Origin of the sequence: Microbacterium shimangi (assembly GCF_043556445.1) — a bacterium.
In the GTDB taxonomy this organism is placed as follows: domain Bacteria; phylum Actinomycetota; class Actinomycetes; order Actinomycetales; family Microbacteriaceae; genus Microbacterium.
This window is the reverse complement of record NZ_JBIGII010000007.1, coordinates 118,062-132,260: the sequence shown is the minus strand read 5'-3', so window position 1 is coordinate 132,260 and position 14,199 is coordinate 118,062. Positions and strand designations below refer to the sequence as shown.

The window sequence follows — 14,199 nt, the reverse complement described above, 5'->3', positions numbered from 1 at the left end:
CGGCGTCCACGACATCGTCGTCGTCGACACCCCCGACGCACTCCTCGTCACCACCAGCGACAACGCCCAACGCGTCAAAGGCGTCGTCGACGCACTCAAACTCACCGGACGCAACGACGTCCTCTGACAGCGCCGAAGAGTGCGGCCGGGCTCGACACGCCGCCAACGTGAGAGGTATTTCACGAAGAGGCGGGGCCGCACGCGATAGCGTGAACGACAACGTTCGACTCGAAGGAGAGTCTCTTGATCGTTCTCATGGCACTCATCGTCTACATGGTCGCCGCTACAGGAATCGCGCTCTTGTTCGGCCGAGTCGTTTCGATCGCTGACCGCGAGAATGACAGGGAAGCCCCGGCCCAGAAACCCGCTCCGCCGGTCGCAGCCGACCTCTTAGCCCTCCGATAGGGAGGTCGTCGCTGCCCAGGTCGAGCCGACATGGTCAACGCATACCGGTATGTTGTGGCTGAATAGTCGCGCGCATCACGCGCGTCAGCGCCGCCAACGATCGCCGGCAACCAGACACCTCATCGTTAGGGGAGTTCCATGCGTCTGTCCGTGGTTGGTTGTGGGTATCTCGGTGCGGTGCACGCCGCGGCCATGGCATCGATCGGCCATGAGGTGGTCGGCATCGATGTCGACGAACGCAAGATCGCACGGTTGGCTCAGGGCGATGCGCCGTTCTTCGAGCCCGACCTGCAAGAGCTGCTCACTGCGGGGATCGCTTCGGGCAACCTGACGTTCACCACCGATATGTCTGCCGCGCAGGGCGCGAAGGTGCACTTCATCGGTGTCGGCACCCCGCAGCAGAAAGACGGCTACGCCGCTGACATGACCTATGTCAACGCCGCAGTCGACGGACTCCTCCCCTATCTCTCGGAGGGCGATCTCGTCGCGGGCAAATCCACCGTCCCGGTCGGCACCGCTGCGGGGCTCGCCGAGCGTGTCTCCGAGACGGGCGCAACGCTGGTGTGGAACCCGGAGTTCCTCCGCGAGGGCTGGGCGGTCCAAGACACCATCGACCCCGACCGGCTCGTCGCCGGGGTGCCGTCCGACGCCTCGGGCCCGACCGCCGAGGGTGAGCGGGCAGCATCCGTTCTGCGTGAGGTCTACCACCCCGCCGTCGCGAAGCAGACGCCGTTCATCGTCACCGACTACGCCACCGCCGAGCTGGTGAAGGTCGCCGCCAACGCGTTCCTCGCGACGAAGATCTCGTTCATCAACGCGATGGCCGAAATCGCCGAGGTCACCGGCGCCGACGTCACCACCCTGGCCGACGCCATCGGCCACGACGCCCGCATCGGGCGCCGTTTTCTCGGTGCCGGCATCGGTTTCGGCGGCGGGTGCCTTCCGAAAGACATTCGCGCCTTCGCGGCGCGCGCCGAGGAGCTCGGTCGTGGCGAGTCGGTTGCGTTCCTCCGCGAGGTCGACGCCATCAACCTCCGTCGCCGTGATCGCGCTGTCGACCTCGTGGTCGCCGCCTTCGACGGCCAGGTGTTCAAGAAGAACATCACCGTGCTGGGCGCGGCGTTCAAGCCGTTCAGCGACGACATCCGCGACTCCCCCGCGCTCGACGTCGCCGTCCGCTTGCACGGCCTCGGAGCCTGGGTGACCGTCACCGACCCCGCCGCGATCGAGAACGCCCGCCGCATCCACCCCCAGCTCAACTACGTCGAAGACCGCGATGAAGCCCTCCGCGGCGCCGACGCCGTCATCGTCGTGACCGAGTGGGACGAGTACCGACGCGAGCTGTCCGCCGAGCACGCGGGGTCGCTCACGAACGGCAAGATCGTCGTCGACGGGCGCAACTGCCTCGACGCGGCAGAGTGGCGCACAGCGGGCTGGAGCTACTACGGAATGGGTCGGCCGTAGGGCAAAGGGTTCGGTGCGCCTCGCTGTCAAGGCCGATGGCGCAGCACCCGCCGTCGCGTTGAGTGGAGACATGCAGCCAGCGCCCGTTCCCCATTCGCTTCCCGTCGTGGTCATCGGCGGCGGCAACGCGGGACTCTCGGTGGCGGGGCGACTGCAGCGGCAGGGCGTCGGCGAGATCGTCGTGATCGAGCCGCGTGAGCAGCACGTGTATGCGCCGCTGCAGTCGCATATCGCCGGCGGGCTCGCGCGCGCCTCCGAGGCGGTGCGTCCGCAGGCCGAGGTGATCCCGCCCGGGGTGGAGTGGATCCGCGACCGTGTCACCAGCGTCGATCCGCACGAGAGCACCGTGACCCTCTCGTCAGGGGTAGCCGTGCAGTACGGGCAGCTCATCGTCGCGGCCGGGATCGAACTGCGGTGGGATGCGGTGCCGGGCCTCGCCGAGGCGATGCAGACGCCCCGCGGAATCTCGAGCTACACGCACGCGCTCGCGGCGAAAGCATCCGTCGCCCTGCGTGACATCCGCGAGGGCACGGTGGTCTTCGTGCAGCCACCGGAGCCTGCGACCTGTGCGGGCGTCGCGCAGAAACCGATGTACCTCGCGAACGACTGGTGGCGCCACGACCCGAGTCGGCACGTGCGCTCGGTGTTCGTCTCACCCGAACCGCGAGCCTTCCAGATCGACGACATCTCGGTAGAGCTGCAGCGCAAGATCGACGAGTACGGCATCGAGACGCGCTACGCGCACGACGTGATCGAGGTGCATCCCGAATCACAGGAGGTCGTGATCGGACGCGGCTCTGCGCGCGAGACCGTGCGCTACGACCTGCTGCACGCCATACCCCCGCAGGCTGCCGCCGGGTGGATCGCCGAGAGCGGACTCGGCGACGCAGACGGCTTCGTCGATGTCGACGAGCGGATGCTGCGCCACCGCCGTTTCGGCAACGTCTGGGCTCTCGGCGACGCCACCGCGGTCGCGCCGACCCGGTCGGGTGGCGGCATCCGCCCGCAGGCCAAGGTGCTCGTGAAGAACCTCATGTCGGCGATGAAGGGGCAGGAGCCTCGCGCCGCCTATGACGGCTACACAGTGACCCCGATCACGGTGAGCCGCCACACTCTCGTGTTCGGCGAGTTCGACCGCGAGGGCCACCTCGCGCCGACCGTGCCGTTCTGGGCCACGCTGTTCCGCGAACGCCGCCTGACCTACGTGCTCGACCGCTGGGTGCTGCCCTGGGTCTACTGGAATCTCATCCTGCGCGGGCGCGACTGAGAGTGCTGCGCCGCGACGGCTCGCGAAACCGCAACCCCCTAGGCTGAGCGGCATGATCACTCTCAGCAGAATCACAGACCAGGCGGAGTTCACCGCCCTCAACGGCGTCTCGGGCGTCATCGGCCTCGTCGTCTACGTCATCGTCGTCATCGCCCTGTGGCGCGTCTTCACGAAGGCCGGCCACGCCGGATGGCTCGCGATCATCCCCATCGTGAACGTCTTCATCCTCGTCAAGATCGCCGGCTTCTCGATGTGGTTCGGCCTGCTGTACCTCATCCCGATCGTGAACGTCATCTTCCACATCATCGTGTCGCTCCGTGTGGGCAAGGCGTTCGGCCAGGGTGCCCTCTTCTCGATCCTCCTGCTCTGGCTCTTCAGCGTCATCGGCTTCCTCATCCTCGGCTTCGGCTCCGCCACCTACGACAAGCGGCGCATCGACGCCTGACACGACAGCATCCGCTCGTCGATATCGGAGTAATCCGATCACCCTCCCTTGATCGGGAAACCTCGATCAACGGGAGGGTTTTCTCGTGCGTGGCGGCGGGGGAGACTCACGCCCGCCAGTTCAAGCGCGGCAGGAACCGGCGCCACCGGGGCCGATGGGCATTCAGAGCCGTCCGCAATGTCGCCGCAAGCTTCCGTCTGCGCTCAATACCGCGAGTCAATTGAGCCAAATAGATGGACGCAACCGCGCGCGACAAACCTCCACCGTCGCTAGGTTTCCGGCGCGGCCACGCTGTTGCTGCGCAGAGAATCCCGAGCAGAGCGAATGCCGACGCCACGACGAACGCGGGCGACCTCCCCGCCACCCACGCCCACCACGCCTCCGCCGCTGCGAGGGCGAACCAACTCACGACGGCCAGCGTCCAGCCAAACCATGCAGCGGTGCGTCCTAACCGCGTGACGCTCAGTCGTCCGAACAGTGCCACCAAGACGCCGTAGACTCCCGCGACGCTGACAAGAGCCACTATCGCGATGAACATCGCGACCTCCTCGGATTCGGCAAGATTGAACTGCACCAGCACAGCCAACGCCGTCGGTGGACCCACCAGAAGAAGCACCATCCGCGTCATGAACGTGCGCCACGACCGTCGCTCATCGGGCAATTCAAGTTTCATTAGGGCGGCGAGCTCTTTTTCGTCTCGTTCGAGCACAGACTCGACAAACGCAAGTTGCTCCTCTGCGCCGGGAGGAAGCGCGCAAGCGACGCTCGTGCTCAGGTACAGCAAAAGCCCCAGTGCCAGGACGGAAACGATGCCTTCGCCACGGCTGGCGGGCTCGTCAACGGAGCCACCCCAGGCAGCCAACTGAATCCACACCGTCATGACGATCCAGATCGGCCCCACAACCACCCCCGCCACCAAAGCGATCTGCGCTTGCGCGGATCGGGCGGAGGGAGTACTCACGATCTGACCCCCTCGAACCCCCCGCTCGATATGCCATGCGACGAAGAGCGTGGTGATCATTGCCAGAAGCGCGAACGCCGGTACGGGTAGCTGCCGTGCGACAGAGACGTAGAAGGTCCACGTATCGGCCCATGTCCCCGTTTCCGAGGCGATGAAGAGCGGTAGCCCGATAATCAGGGCGGTGAGTCCTACGCCGATGAGCAGCGTCGCGCTGAAGGTCAGGGCAGCCGACTGCGGTAGTCCTGGAACGTAGTTGTCTACGACAGAAGGTCGGATGGGCACGAGAGCAAGTTATCGGCGCGCACCACGCGCCGCTATTGTGCCGGGCGAACTTCATCCGTCCGGATGAACAGCGACGCGGCCTCCCTCTCGTTCCTTGTCAGGCCTGCGTGTCTCGGCCATGCTGGGGCGCATGATCCTCGTCTTGCCGCTCCTGACCCTTACCGTCATGGTGATCGCGCTGATCGACGCCATCACCCGTGACGACAGTCAGGTGAAGCACCTGCCCAAGTTCGCGTGGGTCATGTTCATCGTGTTCCTCCCCCTCATCGGATCGATCCTGTGGTTCACCCTCGGTCGGGAATGGAACACGTCACCCCGCCAGCCGATGAGCTTCGGCGACCCGCGGCGGTGGGCAGACGTTCCCCCGCCCGCGGAGGCACGCACAACGCGGTCGACCGAACAACAGCTCGCCGACCTCGAGCGTGAGATCGAGTTGCACAAGCTCATCGAGGCCAAACGCGCTCAGCGCGCGGCCGACGACGCAGGCTGACTCTGAGCAGGGCCCTTCGACGAGCTCAGGGGCCGGCTCTGCGCCCAGGGACCGGCGGCGGTGACAGAGGGGGATGGCGGCGGCGGATAGCGTTGCAGGATGGATGACACCGCTGCTCGCTCACGTCGCGCGCGGCGGCGCATCGCGTTCGTGTTGCTCGCCGTCTACGCCGTCGCGGTGGTGCTCATCGCGTTCTGGCCGGTGCCGGTCGACAGCGGGGCAGCGGGACTCCTCGCGCGGATCGCGCGCTGGCTGCCCTGGGCGACGCACAGCCGCCTCGAGATCGGGGCGAACGTCGTGTTCTTCGTACCCCTCGGACTGCTGCTGAGCATCACGCTCGATCGCTCGCGCTACCTGGTGCTCCCCATCGGACTGCTGACGACGATCGCCATCGAGAGCCTGCAGGCCGAGCTGCTCGATCAGCGCACCGCAAGCATCACCGACATCCTGGCCAACACGGCGGGTACGTGCGTCGGGATGCTGATCGCCGCTCTGTTCACGCGGCCCCGGCGCGGCGAGACCGACTAGCGGTCCGCCCCCGCCTCCCAGCACAAGGTTTGCCCCCTCAGAGGAGGCGAGGGTTGATATCGATTATGTCAACCCCGCGAATTACGCGTTGCTGGCTTCTCGACGGCGAACCACCGGTATCGACCGCCCGCGCCGTGACGGTAGGGATGCCGCGCTGCATCCGCCCACCCTTTCGCGGGGTACCGTCGCGTCATGAGCATGAACGAGAACGACACGGCCGACTCCGGCTCCGACACCGACCTCGGCAAGCTGATCGCACAGGTCGACGAGGAGCACGGCGAAGACGGCGCGGCGGCTATGGCCGACCAACTGCGCGACAAGGTGAAAGAGACCCAGGCCGAACCTGAAGCACCCGGCGACGTCGAAGACTGACGCACGCTCGCCACTCCGCCGACGAGATGGTGGGGTGGTCTGGTCCACCTCACCGCGAGGAGATCGCCATGTCATCCACCCCCGAACCATTCGTCGAACATCCGTCGGGCGCCTACCTCCACGGCACGAGAGCAGACCTCGCAGTCGGCGACCTGCTGGTGGCGGGGCACCGTTCGAACTACGGCGGTGGCCGTACGGCGAACCACATCTACATCACGACGACGCTGGATGCTGCCGCCTGGGGCGCCGAGCTGGCCACTGGCGACGGGCGGGAACGGATCTATATTGTCGAGCCGACCGGCGTGATCGAAGACGATCCGAACGTGACCGACAAGAAGTTTCCGGGAAACCCGACCCGGTCGTTCCGCACGGCGGAGCCGGTGCGGGTGATCGGGGAACTCGACGACTGGGTGGGCCACTCCCCCGAGCAGCAACGGGCGATGCGCGACGGCCTCGCCGATCTCGAGCGGCGAGGCGCCGCGGTCATCGACGACTGAGTTCGGCGGTGCCGCAGCATCCGTTCTATCGAATCCTGCGACGGTAGATCACTATCGCGCCCGCGTAGGCGGCGAGCAAGATGCCGACGAGCCAGCCGAGGGCGACCCAGATGTCGGTGCCGATCGGCTGCTGGGCGAAGAGGGCTCGGATCGTGTCGACGACGGCGGTCACGGGCTGGTTCTCGGCGAACCAGGCGACGGGGCCGGGGATAGAGGCTGTCGGCACGAACGCCGAGCTGATGAACGGGAGAAAGATGAGCGGATAGCTGAACCCGCTCGCGCCGTCGATGGTCTTCGCCGAGAGTCCGGCGATGATCGCGATCCAGGTCAGCACGAGAGTGAACAGCACGACGATGCCGGCGACCGCGAGCCACGCCCCGACCGATGCTCCGGTACGGAATCCGAGGATCAGCGCGACGCCGATGACGATCGCGACCGACACGAGGTTCGCGGCGAGCGACGTCAGAACATGGGCCCAGAGGATGCTGGAGCGGGCGATCGGCATCGACTGGAACCGCTCGAAGATGCCGCCCTGCAGATCGAGGAACAGCCGATAGGCGGTGTAGGCGACGCCCGAGGCGATCGTGATGAGCAGGATGCCGGGCAGCATGTAGTCGATGTAGCTTCCGGTCGATCCGGTGTCGATGGCGCCGCCGAGGACGAAGACGAACAGCAGCATCAACGCGACCGGGGTCACGGCGGTCGTGATGATCGTGTCGGGGCTGCGGACGATGTGACGCAGCGAACGACCGGTGAGAACGCCGGTGTCGGCGAGAGCGTGGGTGGTCACGGGAGTTCCTTTCGTTCGTCGCGGGGCTGGCGGGGTTCGCGGGGTGCACCGACGAGGGCGAGGAAGACGTCTTCGAGCGAGGGCTGCTTCTCGACGTACTCGACCTCGGCGGGCGGCAACAGCCGCTTGAGTTCGGCGAGGGTGCCGTTCTGGATGATCGTTCCCTCGTGCAGGATCGCGATGCGGTCGGCGAGCTGCTCGGCCTCGTCGAGATACTGCGTCGTGAGAAGCACCGTGGTGCCGCCCGCGGCGAGCTGCGAGATCGTCTGCCAGACCTCGATGCGCGCCTGCGGATCGAGACCCGTGGTGGGTTCATCGAGGAAGATGACCGGCGGGTCGCCGATGAGGCTCATCGCGATGTCGAGCCTCCGGCGCATGCCGCCCGAGTAGGTCGCCGCTTTTCGCTTGCCCGCCTCGGCGAGCGCAAAACGTTCGAGCAGACGGTCGGCGACAGCATCCGGATTCTTCAGGTGGCGCAACCGCGCCACCAGCGTGAGGTTCTCGCGGCCCGTGAGAACCTCGTCGACCGCGGCGAACTGCCCTGTCAGGCTGATCGACTCGCGCACCTCCCCGGGCTGCGCGGCGACGTCGAAGCCATTCACCGATGCGGTGCCTCCGTCGGCCTTCACCAGGGTCGCGAGAATGCGTACGAGGGTCGTCTTGCCTGCCCCGTTCGATCCGAGAAGGGCCAGGATGCTGCCCGGTGCTATGTCGAGGTCGACGCCGCGGAGCACGGCCAGGTCGCCGAACGACTTCGTGATTGCGCGCACCTGAATCGTCGGAGAGGTCATCTCGCGACCGCTTCGTCGATCGCTTGCGTGAGGCGGGCGCGCTCTTTGTCGATCCACTGCGCGCCGGAGTAGGCGCGAGCGAAAGACTCGGCGAACTCCACGGGGTCATCGCCGACGATGTCGCGCACCGGGGTGCCGTCGACCGCGGCGCGTTCCCAGAGGTCGGCGTGGTCGGCGAACATCGTGACGAGACTGTCGCCGTCGGTGAGTCCGCCGTAGTAGGTGAGGTAGCGACTGAAGGCCTTCGCCACCTGTCGGTAGGGGTCGGGCAGCGCATCGATACGCGCGACCGCCTGTCGATACTGCTTCTTCTGCTCGAGCGGTCCGGTGAGGACTTCGATCCACTTCATGAGTTGCTCTCTTTCTTCGTCTGCAGTTGGGTGAGTTTGTCGGCGAGGAAGTTCCACGAGACCCAGAACTCCTCGAGGTAGTCACGGCCCTGCGCGTTCAGCGAATAGACCTTGCGCGGGGGCCCCTTCTCGGACGGCACCTTCTCGACCGCTACGAGACCGCGCTGCTCGATGCGGATCAGGAGGGCGTAGACCGTGCCCTCGACGATGTCGACGAAACCCTGCTCGCGCAGTCGGCTCGTGATCTCGTACCCGTAGGCCGGCTGTTCGGCGAGGAGCGCCAGAACGATGCCCTCGAGGGTGCCCTTGAGCATTTCGGTCATCTGTTTCGCCATGGGGTCCTCTTCGTCGGGCTTTTCGGTAGTCAGTGTCGCTGGGTACTGGTAGATAGTAACGCCGGGTAGCGGTAGATAGCAAGAGCGAGTAGCGGACGCTTTGGCTCGGAGCCAGTTCTGGCGTCGTGACGGCGTCTCGGTCGATGTCGGAGGTCGGTGCGAGACTCTTCTCATCGAAGGAAGCGGGTCTCCCGCCCCAGAGATGGTTCGATCACGGAGTGCCCTCTTCTTGATCCGTGGTCACGACTTTCCTGTTCGGGGAGTCGGAACGTGCGGTGAAAGAGGGCGCCATGGATCATGCAGAACGCAACGCCGCCGAGAACGACTCGGTGCGCGGGCTCGTCGAAGAGTTCGCCGCGCTCCAGGCCGCCGAGGCGAAGGTGCAGGCACAGCGCGTCGGTGTGTTGGCACGCGCCTGGTCGCTCGCCCAGGCGCAGACCGCGCGCAGCATGTCGCGCGATTCGGCGCGGCGCGAGATTCCGCTGCGGTCGCTGTCGGCCGAGCTCGCGGCCGCCGCGCGTCTGAACGATCGGTCGGTGCAGCGCCAGCTGAACGACGCCTCGGCGCTGAGCTCGCTGTTCCCGGCGACGGTCGAGGCCCTCGCGGCCGGCGAGATCTGGCCCGCCCACGCGGCCGCCGTGCTCGACATGGGCTCGTGCATCGATGATCCCGAGGTGCGCGCGGCGTTCGAGACGGTGGTGCTCGATCACGCGCGAGCAATGTCGCCGGGCCGATTGCGGGCGTTCGCGCGGCAGCTGTCCGAGACCGTGCACCCGCGTTCGATCACCGAGCGGTTCGGCGAGGCCGTGAAGGAGCGCACGGTCTACGTCGTCGAACTCGACGACGGGATGGCCCAGTTGGTCGCCCTGCTGCCGGTCACGCTCGCGTACGGAATCCGAGATCGGCTGCGCCGCCAGGCCCGCGCCACCGTGTCGGCGAACGCCGCGGCAGCGCGCGAGGAGGCCGCGGCTTCGGCTGCGAGGGCGGCTCGACCGTCGGTTGTCGACGTAATGGGTTTCGACGGGGACGGTCCCGCGGTCGAGCAGGTGCACGATGCCCGCACGCTGAATCAGATTGCCGCCGATGTGTTCGCCGACATCCTGCTGACGGGCGCTCCGATGATCGATCCGACCGTCGACCGCAACCCCGGCGGGCTGGGGGCGATTCGGGCCCTCGTGCAGCTCGTCTTGCCCGTGACGACGTTGACCGGTCTGACCGACGAGGAGCAGACCTCGGCGGGCGAGCACCGATCGACGCCGACACCGCTCGACGGCTCGCGGGGAGCACGTGCGCGTGGGATCGCGTCATGACCCACCCGATCACGAAGACGGTGGTCGCCGTCGACCGATACACCGCCTCCGACGCGATGCTCAGACACCTCGACGCGCGGGATCAGCACTGTCGGGCGCCCGGGTGTCGAATGCCGGCCCGCTACTGCGACCACGACCACTCGGTCGATTACGCGAAAGGCGGCAAGACCGAGATCGCCAACCTCGCGTGCTTCTGCAAACGACATCACACCTTGAAGCAGGCGGCCGAGTGGAAGGTGCGCCAACTCGGAGACGGCGACCTCGAGTTCACCTTCCCCAGCGGATTCACCTACGTCGAGAAGCCCCCGACGCGAGTGTGCTTCGTGCCCGACGACCTCTTACCCGATGATGACCCCGCGCCATTCTGAGAAATCGGCGACGACCGCGGCGGGCTTCCCTCCCCCGCCCTCGATCGGTGTGCGCGCACGGATCGAGGCGGTCCCGGGTCCCCCGGAATCACAGCCTCACCCCGGGGGCAATGGGGTCGACGTCGCGTGGGGGCGGGGGGACCATGAGGCCAGTCACCGCCGGATGAGGTGCCGAATCCGGCGGTGGCCGACAGCCCCCGGTGCTCTGGTCCCGCGTACTCGCCCACCGGCGGCCCGGCTGGATTGGCCGCTGGTTAGGCTGGAAGCATCCGCTCGCCGCGTTCTTGCGGGGCGGGCAGCGGGCGGTCGGGCTTCGATCGGTCCGCGCGTCAAGCTCACGAAAGCGAGGCGCCATGCGCGCAATCGTCCACCAGTCCTTCGGCGAACCGGCCGACGTTCTCACGGTCGAAGAAGTGGCCACACCCGAGCCGAAGGCGGGTGAGGTTCGTCTGCGCATTCTGCTCGCGACGATCCACAACCACGACCTGATGACGGTACGGGGCGTCTACGGCTTCAAGCCCGAACTCCCGGCCCGCTCCGGCACCGAAGCGGTCGGCGTCGTCGACGCGATCGGCGAGGGCGTCGAGAACCTCGAGGTCGGCCAGCGCGTCGTGGCGAGCACGTTCGGGGTGTGGGCCGAGTACGTGACCCTGCCCGCGAACGGGCTGAGCCCGCTCGACGAGTCGATCCCCGACGAGGTAGCGGCCCAGCTGTTCGCCATGCCGTTCTCGGCGATCACCCTGCTCGACTTCCTGAATCTCGAACCCGGCGACTGGGTCGTGCAGAACGCCGCGAACGGAGCGGTCGGCCGTGTCTTCGCGCGCCTCGCGGCCACCCGCGACATCAACGTGGTCGGTCTGGTGCGCCGCGCCGACAGCGTGACCGAACTCGCCTCCGAGGGCATCGACCGCGTGGTGGCCACCGACGACGATTCCTGGCGTGACCGTGTCGCCGAGCTGACCGGCGGCGCGCCCATCAAGGCGGGCATCGAGTCGATCGGGGGCCAGGCGGCCGGCGACCTCGCGTCGCTCCTCGGCCAGGGCGGCGTGCTCGTGATCTTCGGCGCCATGGCGTCGGGGAGGTTGGACATCGCCTCGAGCGACATCCTGTTCAAAGAGGTGACGGTGAAGGGCTTCTGGGGCAGCAAGGTCGGCCCGGCACTCTCGCCCGAGCGCCGCACGGCCCTCGTGGGTGAATTGCGCGCCCGCATCGCCGACGGCACGGTCAGCCTGCCGGTCGCCTCGATCCACTCGTTCGACGACGTCGCCGGTGCAGCGCGGGCCAGCGACACCCCGGGGCGCGTCGGCAAGGTCTTGCTGCGCCCCTGACCCGTCGGAACGGGCGAAGGATATTACCCGAAGCGCGGCCGATAGCGGAGTGGGTCTGCGATGTTCGGGGCGCTGGGTACAGTCGGCGAGCCGGTCGCCCGTCTCCGCGAGCGTCCGAGCAGACCGGAAGGCGCACGTTGACACGCACGCACACCCCCTCTCGCCCGTTCCCGCTCGGATTCAGCACCCTCGCCGCCCGCAGGAACTTCGCCCTCTACTCCGAGACGGCCGACGCCGTGTACGTCTGCACGTTCGATGAGTCCGGAGCAGAGACGCGCACCCGTCTCGAAGAGCGTTCCGGCCACGTGTTCCACGGATTCGTCGACGGCGCAGAGGTCGGCACCCGCTACGGCATGCGCGTCGACGGCCCGTGGGATCCGGCGCGGGGGCTCCGTCACAACGTGAACAAGCTGCTCCTCGACCCGCACGCCACCGCGGTCGAGGGCGAGTACTCCTGGGCGCAGGCGGTGTTCGGGCACGACATGAACGATCCCGAGCAGCGCGACGACACCGACTCGGCAGCATCCGTTCCCCGCTGCGTGATCACCGACCCCTCGTTCGACTGGGAAGACGACACCGCCCCGGCGATCCCTCTCGACGAGACCGTCGTCTACGAGGTGCACGTGAAGGGCTTCACGCAGCTGCACCCCGACGTGCCCGAAGAGATCCGGGGCACCTACGCGGGCCTCGCGCATCCCGCCGCCATCCAGCACCTCGTCGACCTCGGCATCACCGCCGTCGAGCTGCTTCCGGTGCAGCAGTTCGTACAAGACAGCCACCTCGAAGAGAAGGGCCTGCGCAACTACTGGGGCTACAACTCCATCGGGTTCTTCGCCCCCCACGGCGACTACGCGGCCGCGGGCGACGGCGGCGGCCAGGTCGCCGAGTTCAAACAGCTCGTCAAGGCTCTCCACGCGGCCGGCCTCGAAGTGATCCTCGATGTCGTCTACAACCACACGGCCGAGGGCAACCACATGGGCCCGACCCTGTCGTTCAAAGGCATCGACAACGGGTCGTACTACCGGCTGGTCGAGGGCGAAGAAGAGCACTACTTCGACACCACCGGCACCGGCAACAGCGTCAACGTCGGCCATCCCGCGGCGCTCGGACTCATCATGGATTCGCTCCGCTACTGGGTGACCGAGATGCACGTCGACGGCTTCCGCTTCGACCTCGCCACCACCCTCACCCGTCAGGGCGGCGACGCCGAGATCCACAGCGCCTTCCTCACCCTCATCGGTCAAGACCCCGTGCTCGCGCCGGTGAAGATGATCGCCGAGCCCTGGGATACCGCCGGGTACCAGGTCGGCGGCTTTCCTGCCGACTGGTCGGAGTGGAACGGAAAGTTCCGCGACGACGCCCGCGATTTTTGGAACGGCAGCGACGCGACGCTCGGAACGACCGCGCAGCGCATTCTCGGCTCGCCCGACGTGTACGAATCCAGCCGACGGTCACCGCTGTCGAGTGTGAACTTCGTCACCGCGCACGACGGATTCACCCTCGCCGACCTCACTTCGTACAACGACAAGCACAACGCCGCCAACGGCGAAGACAGCCAAGACGGAGAGAGCGACAACAAGTCGTCGAACGGCGGCGCCGAAGGCCCCACCGAAGACGAGTCGGTCAACACCCGCCGCGACCGCAAGCGCCGCAACCTGCTCGCGACGCTGCTGCTCTCGGCCGGCGTGCCGATGATTCTCGGCGGTGACGAGCTCGGCCGCACCCAGGGCGGCAACAACAACGCATACTGCCAAGACAACGAGACCTCGTGGTTCGACTGGAACGCCGTCGACACGGGGCTGCTCGAATTCACCCGCACACTGATCTCGCTCCGAGCGCAGCATCCGGCCCTTCGCCCCGTGAAGTTCCGTCGAGGCGCGGATGCTGCTGCCGACAGCCTCGACACGGTGCACGTGCTGCGCGGCGACGCAGAAGAATTCGACGACGCCGACTGGGAGAACCCCGACGCCCGCTCGATCGCGTTCGTGTTCCAACACGAAGGCGCCGACGCGTTCGCGCTGCTGCTCAACGCGGCCGAGAACGGGGTGGAGTTCTCTGTTCCCGAGGCCCCGCACGCGGGCTGGGAACTGGCGCTGTCGAGCGACGACGGCCAGACTGTCGGCGAAACCGTGACGACGCTCGTCGTCATGGAGGGGTCGTTCACCCTCCTGCGCTCGCGCGCGGAAGGGACGAACGGCCATGAGTGATGAGGGAAG

Annotated in this window: 16 protein-coding genes and 1 pseudogene; 12 read left to right on the top strand and 5 right to left on the bottom strand. The window is 67.1% G+C overall.

The genetic code is table 11. The features are described from left to right. The 4 genes and pseudogenes from ACFXQA_RS14170 to ACFXQA_RS14155 all read left to right on the top strand — a co-directional run. Positions 1-127, top strand: a pseudogene (locus ACFXQA_RS14170) (mannose-1-phosphate guanylyltransferase); the annotation flags it as partial. Positions 128-543: 416 nt separating this feature from the next. Beyond that, a complete protein-coding gene (locus tag ACFXQA_RS14165) occupies positions 544-1,869 on the top strand; it encodes a UDP-glucose dehydrogenase family protein (protein WP_394520524.1) in 1,326 nt (441 codons plus the stop codon). A 70-nt stretch (positions 1,870-1,939) separates the two neighbouring features. Then, on the top strand, positions 1,940-3,136 hold the full coding sequence (locus ACFXQA_RS14160) for an NAD(P)/FAD-dependent oxidoreductase (protein WP_394520523.1): 1,197 nt from the start codon (positions 1,940-1,942) through the stop codon (positions 3,134-3,136). Between the two features lie 52 nt (positions 3,137-3,188). Then, on the top strand, positions 3,189-3,581 hold the full coding sequence (locus tag ACFXQA_RS14155) for a DUF5684 domain-containing protein (RefSeq protein ID WP_394520522.1): 393 nt from the start codon (positions 3,189-3,191) through the stop codon (positions 3,579-3,581). Positions 3,582-3,687: 106 nt separating this feature from the next. Here the strand turns inward: ACFXQA_RS14155 and ACFXQA_RS14150 are convergent, their stop codons facing one another. Continuing rightward, a complete protein-coding gene (locus tag ACFXQA_RS14150) occupies positions 3,688-4,824 on the bottom strand; it encodes a hypothetical protein (RefSeq protein WP_394520521.1) in 1,137 nt (378 codons plus the stop codon). A gap of 130 nt (positions 4,825-4,954) precedes the next feature. Here ACFXQA_RS14150 and ACFXQA_RS14145 point away from each other — a divergent pair, with 130 nt between their 5' ends. From ACFXQA_RS14145 to arr, 4 genes are all read left to right on the top strand, one after another. Next, on the top strand, positions 4,955-5,314 hold the full coding sequence (locus ACFXQA_RS14145; RefSeq protein ID WP_394520520.1) for a PLD nuclease N-terminal domain-containing protein: 360 nt from the start codon (positions 4,955-4,957) through the stop codon (positions 5,312-5,314). A gap of 99 nt (positions 5,315-5,413) precedes the next feature. Next, positions 5,414-5,842 carry a VanZ family protein gene (locus ACFXQA_RS14140; protein ID WP_394520519.1) on the top strand — a complete coding sequence of 143 codons (429 nt, stop codon included), beginning with the start codon at positions 5,414-5,416 and terminating at the stop codon, positions 5,840-5,842. A 192-nt stretch (positions 5,843-6,034) separates the two neighbouring features. Continuing rightward, complete coding sequence (locus ACFXQA_RS14135; protein WP_394520518.1) at positions 6,035-6,214, top strand: hypothetical protein; 180 nt, start codon at positions 6,035-6,037, stop codon at positions 6,212-6,214. A 68-nt stretch (positions 6,215-6,282) separates the two neighbouring features. Then, positions 6,283-6,711 (top strand): NAD(+)--rifampin ADP-ribosyltransferase, encoded by a 429-nt coding sequence (gene arr, locus ACFXQA_RS14130; protein WP_394520516.1) that lies wholly within the window; start codon positions 6,283-6,285, stop codon positions 6,709-6,711. Positions 6,712-6,736: 25 nt separating this feature from the next. Here the strand turns inward: arr and ACFXQA_RS14125 are convergent, their stop codons facing one another. From ACFXQA_RS14125 to ACFXQA_RS14110, 4 genes are read right to left on the bottom strand one after another with little or no spacing between them, the layout of a single operon-like run. Then, a complete protein-coding gene (locus tag ACFXQA_RS14125) occupies positions 6,737-7,501 on the bottom strand; it encodes an ABC transporter permease (protein ID WP_394520515.1) in 765 nt (254 codons plus the stop codon). Beyond that, on the bottom strand, positions 7,498-8,292 hold the full coding sequence (locus tag ACFXQA_RS14120; RefSeq protein WP_394520513.1) for an ABC transporter ATP-binding protein: 795 nt from the start codon (positions 8,290-8,292) through the stop codon (positions 7,498-7,500). The genes ACFXQA_RS14125 and ACFXQA_RS14120 overlap by 4 nt, the downstream gene beginning before the upstream one ends. After that, positions 8,289-8,642, bottom strand: coding sequence for a DUF1048 domain-containing protein (locus ACFXQA_RS14115; RefSeq protein WP_394520512.1), 354 nt, complete (start codon positions 8,640-8,642; stop codon positions 8,289-8,291). The genes ACFXQA_RS14120 and ACFXQA_RS14115 overlap by 4 nt, the downstream gene beginning before the upstream one ends. Continuing rightward, on the bottom strand, positions 8,639-8,977 hold the full coding sequence (locus tag ACFXQA_RS14110) for a PadR family transcriptional regulator (RefSeq protein WP_394520511.1): 339 nt from the start codon (positions 8,975-8,977) through the stop codon (positions 8,639-8,641). Before ACFXQA_RS14110 ends, ACFXQA_RS14115 begins: the two co-directional genes overlap by 4 nt. A 290-nt stretch (positions 8,978-9,267) precedes the next feature. Here ACFXQA_RS14110 and ACFXQA_RS14105 point away from each other — a divergent pair, with 290 nt between their 5' ends. The 4 genes from ACFXQA_RS14105 (at position 9,268) to glgX (ending at position 14,190) form a co-directional block, all read left to right on the top strand. Further along, positions 9,268-10,287: a DUF222 domain-containing protein gene (locus tag ACFXQA_RS14105; protein ID WP_394520510.1), complete on the top strand. Its 1,020-nt coding sequence runs from the start codon at positions 9,268-9,270 to the stop codon at positions 10,285-10,287. Then, positions 10,284-10,655, top strand: coding sequence for an HNH endonuclease signature motif containing protein (locus tag ACFXQA_RS14100; RefSeq protein ID WP_394520509.1), 372 nt, complete (start codon positions 10,284-10,286; stop codon positions 10,653-10,655). Before ACFXQA_RS14105 ends, ACFXQA_RS14100 begins: the two co-directional genes overlap by 4 nt. Positions 10,656-11,008: 353 nt before the next feature. Continuing rightward, entirely contained in the window at positions 11,009-11,983 is a 975-nt protein-coding gene (locus ACFXQA_RS14095) for a zinc-binding dehydrogenase (RefSeq protein WP_394520508.1), read from the top strand. Between the two features lie 137 nt (positions 11,984-12,120). Continuing rightward, positions 12,121-14,190 (top strand): glycogen debranching protein GlgX, encoded by a 2,070-nt coding sequence (gene glgX, locus ACFXQA_RS14090; protein ID WP_394520507.1) that lies wholly within the window; start codon positions 12,121-12,123, stop codon positions 14,188-14,190. Positions 14,191-14,199 lie beyond the last annotated feature (9 nt).

Excerpts from the sequence above, each read along its gene's own strand:
- ACFXQA_RS14165 (WP_394520524.1), top strand. The coding sequence starts at position 544 with ATGCGTCTGTCCGTGGTTGGTTGTGGGTATCTCGGTGCGGTGCACGCC.
- ACFXQA_RS14160 (WP_394520523.1), top strand. The coding sequence starts at position 1,940 with ATGCAGCCAGCGCCCGTTCCCCATTCGCTTCCCGTCGTGGTCATCGGC.
- ACFXQA_RS14155 (WP_394520522.1), top strand. The coding sequence starts at position 3,189 with ATGATCACTCTCAGCAGAATCACAGACCAGGCGGAGTTCACCGCCCTC.
- ACFXQA_RS14145 (WP_394520520.1), top strand. The coding sequence starts at position 4,955 with ATGATCCTCGTCTTGCCGCTCCTGACCCTTACCGTCATGGTGATCGCG.
- ACFXQA_RS14140 (WP_394520519.1), top strand. The coding sequence starts at position 5,414 with ATGGATGACACCGCTGCTCGCTCACGTCGCGCGCGGCGGCGCATCGCG.
- ACFXQA_RS14135 (WP_394520518.1), top strand. The coding sequence starts at position 6,035 with ATGAGCATGAACGAGAACGACACGGCCGACTCCGGCTCCGACACCGAC.
- arr (WP_394520516.1), top strand. The coding sequence starts at position 6,283 with ATGTCATCCACCCCCGAACCATTCGTCGAACATCCGTCGGGCGCCTAC.
- ACFXQA_RS14120 (WP_394520513.1), bottom strand. The coding sequence starts at position 8,292 with ATGACCTCTCCGACGATTCAGGTGCGCGCAATCACGAAGTCGTTCGGC.
- ACFXQA_RS14115 (WP_394520512.1), bottom strand. The coding sequence starts at position 8,642 with ATGAAGTGGATCGAAGTCCTCACCGGACCGCTCGAGCAGAAGAAGCAG.
- ACFXQA_RS14110 (WP_394520511.1), bottom strand. The coding sequence starts at position 8,977 with ATGGCGAAACAGATGACCGAAATGCTCAAGGGCACCCTCGAGGGCATC.
- ACFXQA_RS14105 (WP_394520510.1), top strand. The coding sequence starts at position 9,268 with ATGGATCATGCAGAACGCAACGCCGCCGAGAACGACTCGGTGCGCGGG.
- ACFXQA_RS14100 (WP_394520509.1), top strand. The coding sequence starts at position 10,284 with ATGACCCACCCGATCACGAAGACGGTGGTCGCCGTCGACCGATACACC.
- ACFXQA_RS14095 (WP_394520508.1), top strand. The coding sequence starts at position 11,009 with ATGCGCGCAATCGTCCACCAGTCCTTCGGCGAACCGGCCGACGTTCTC.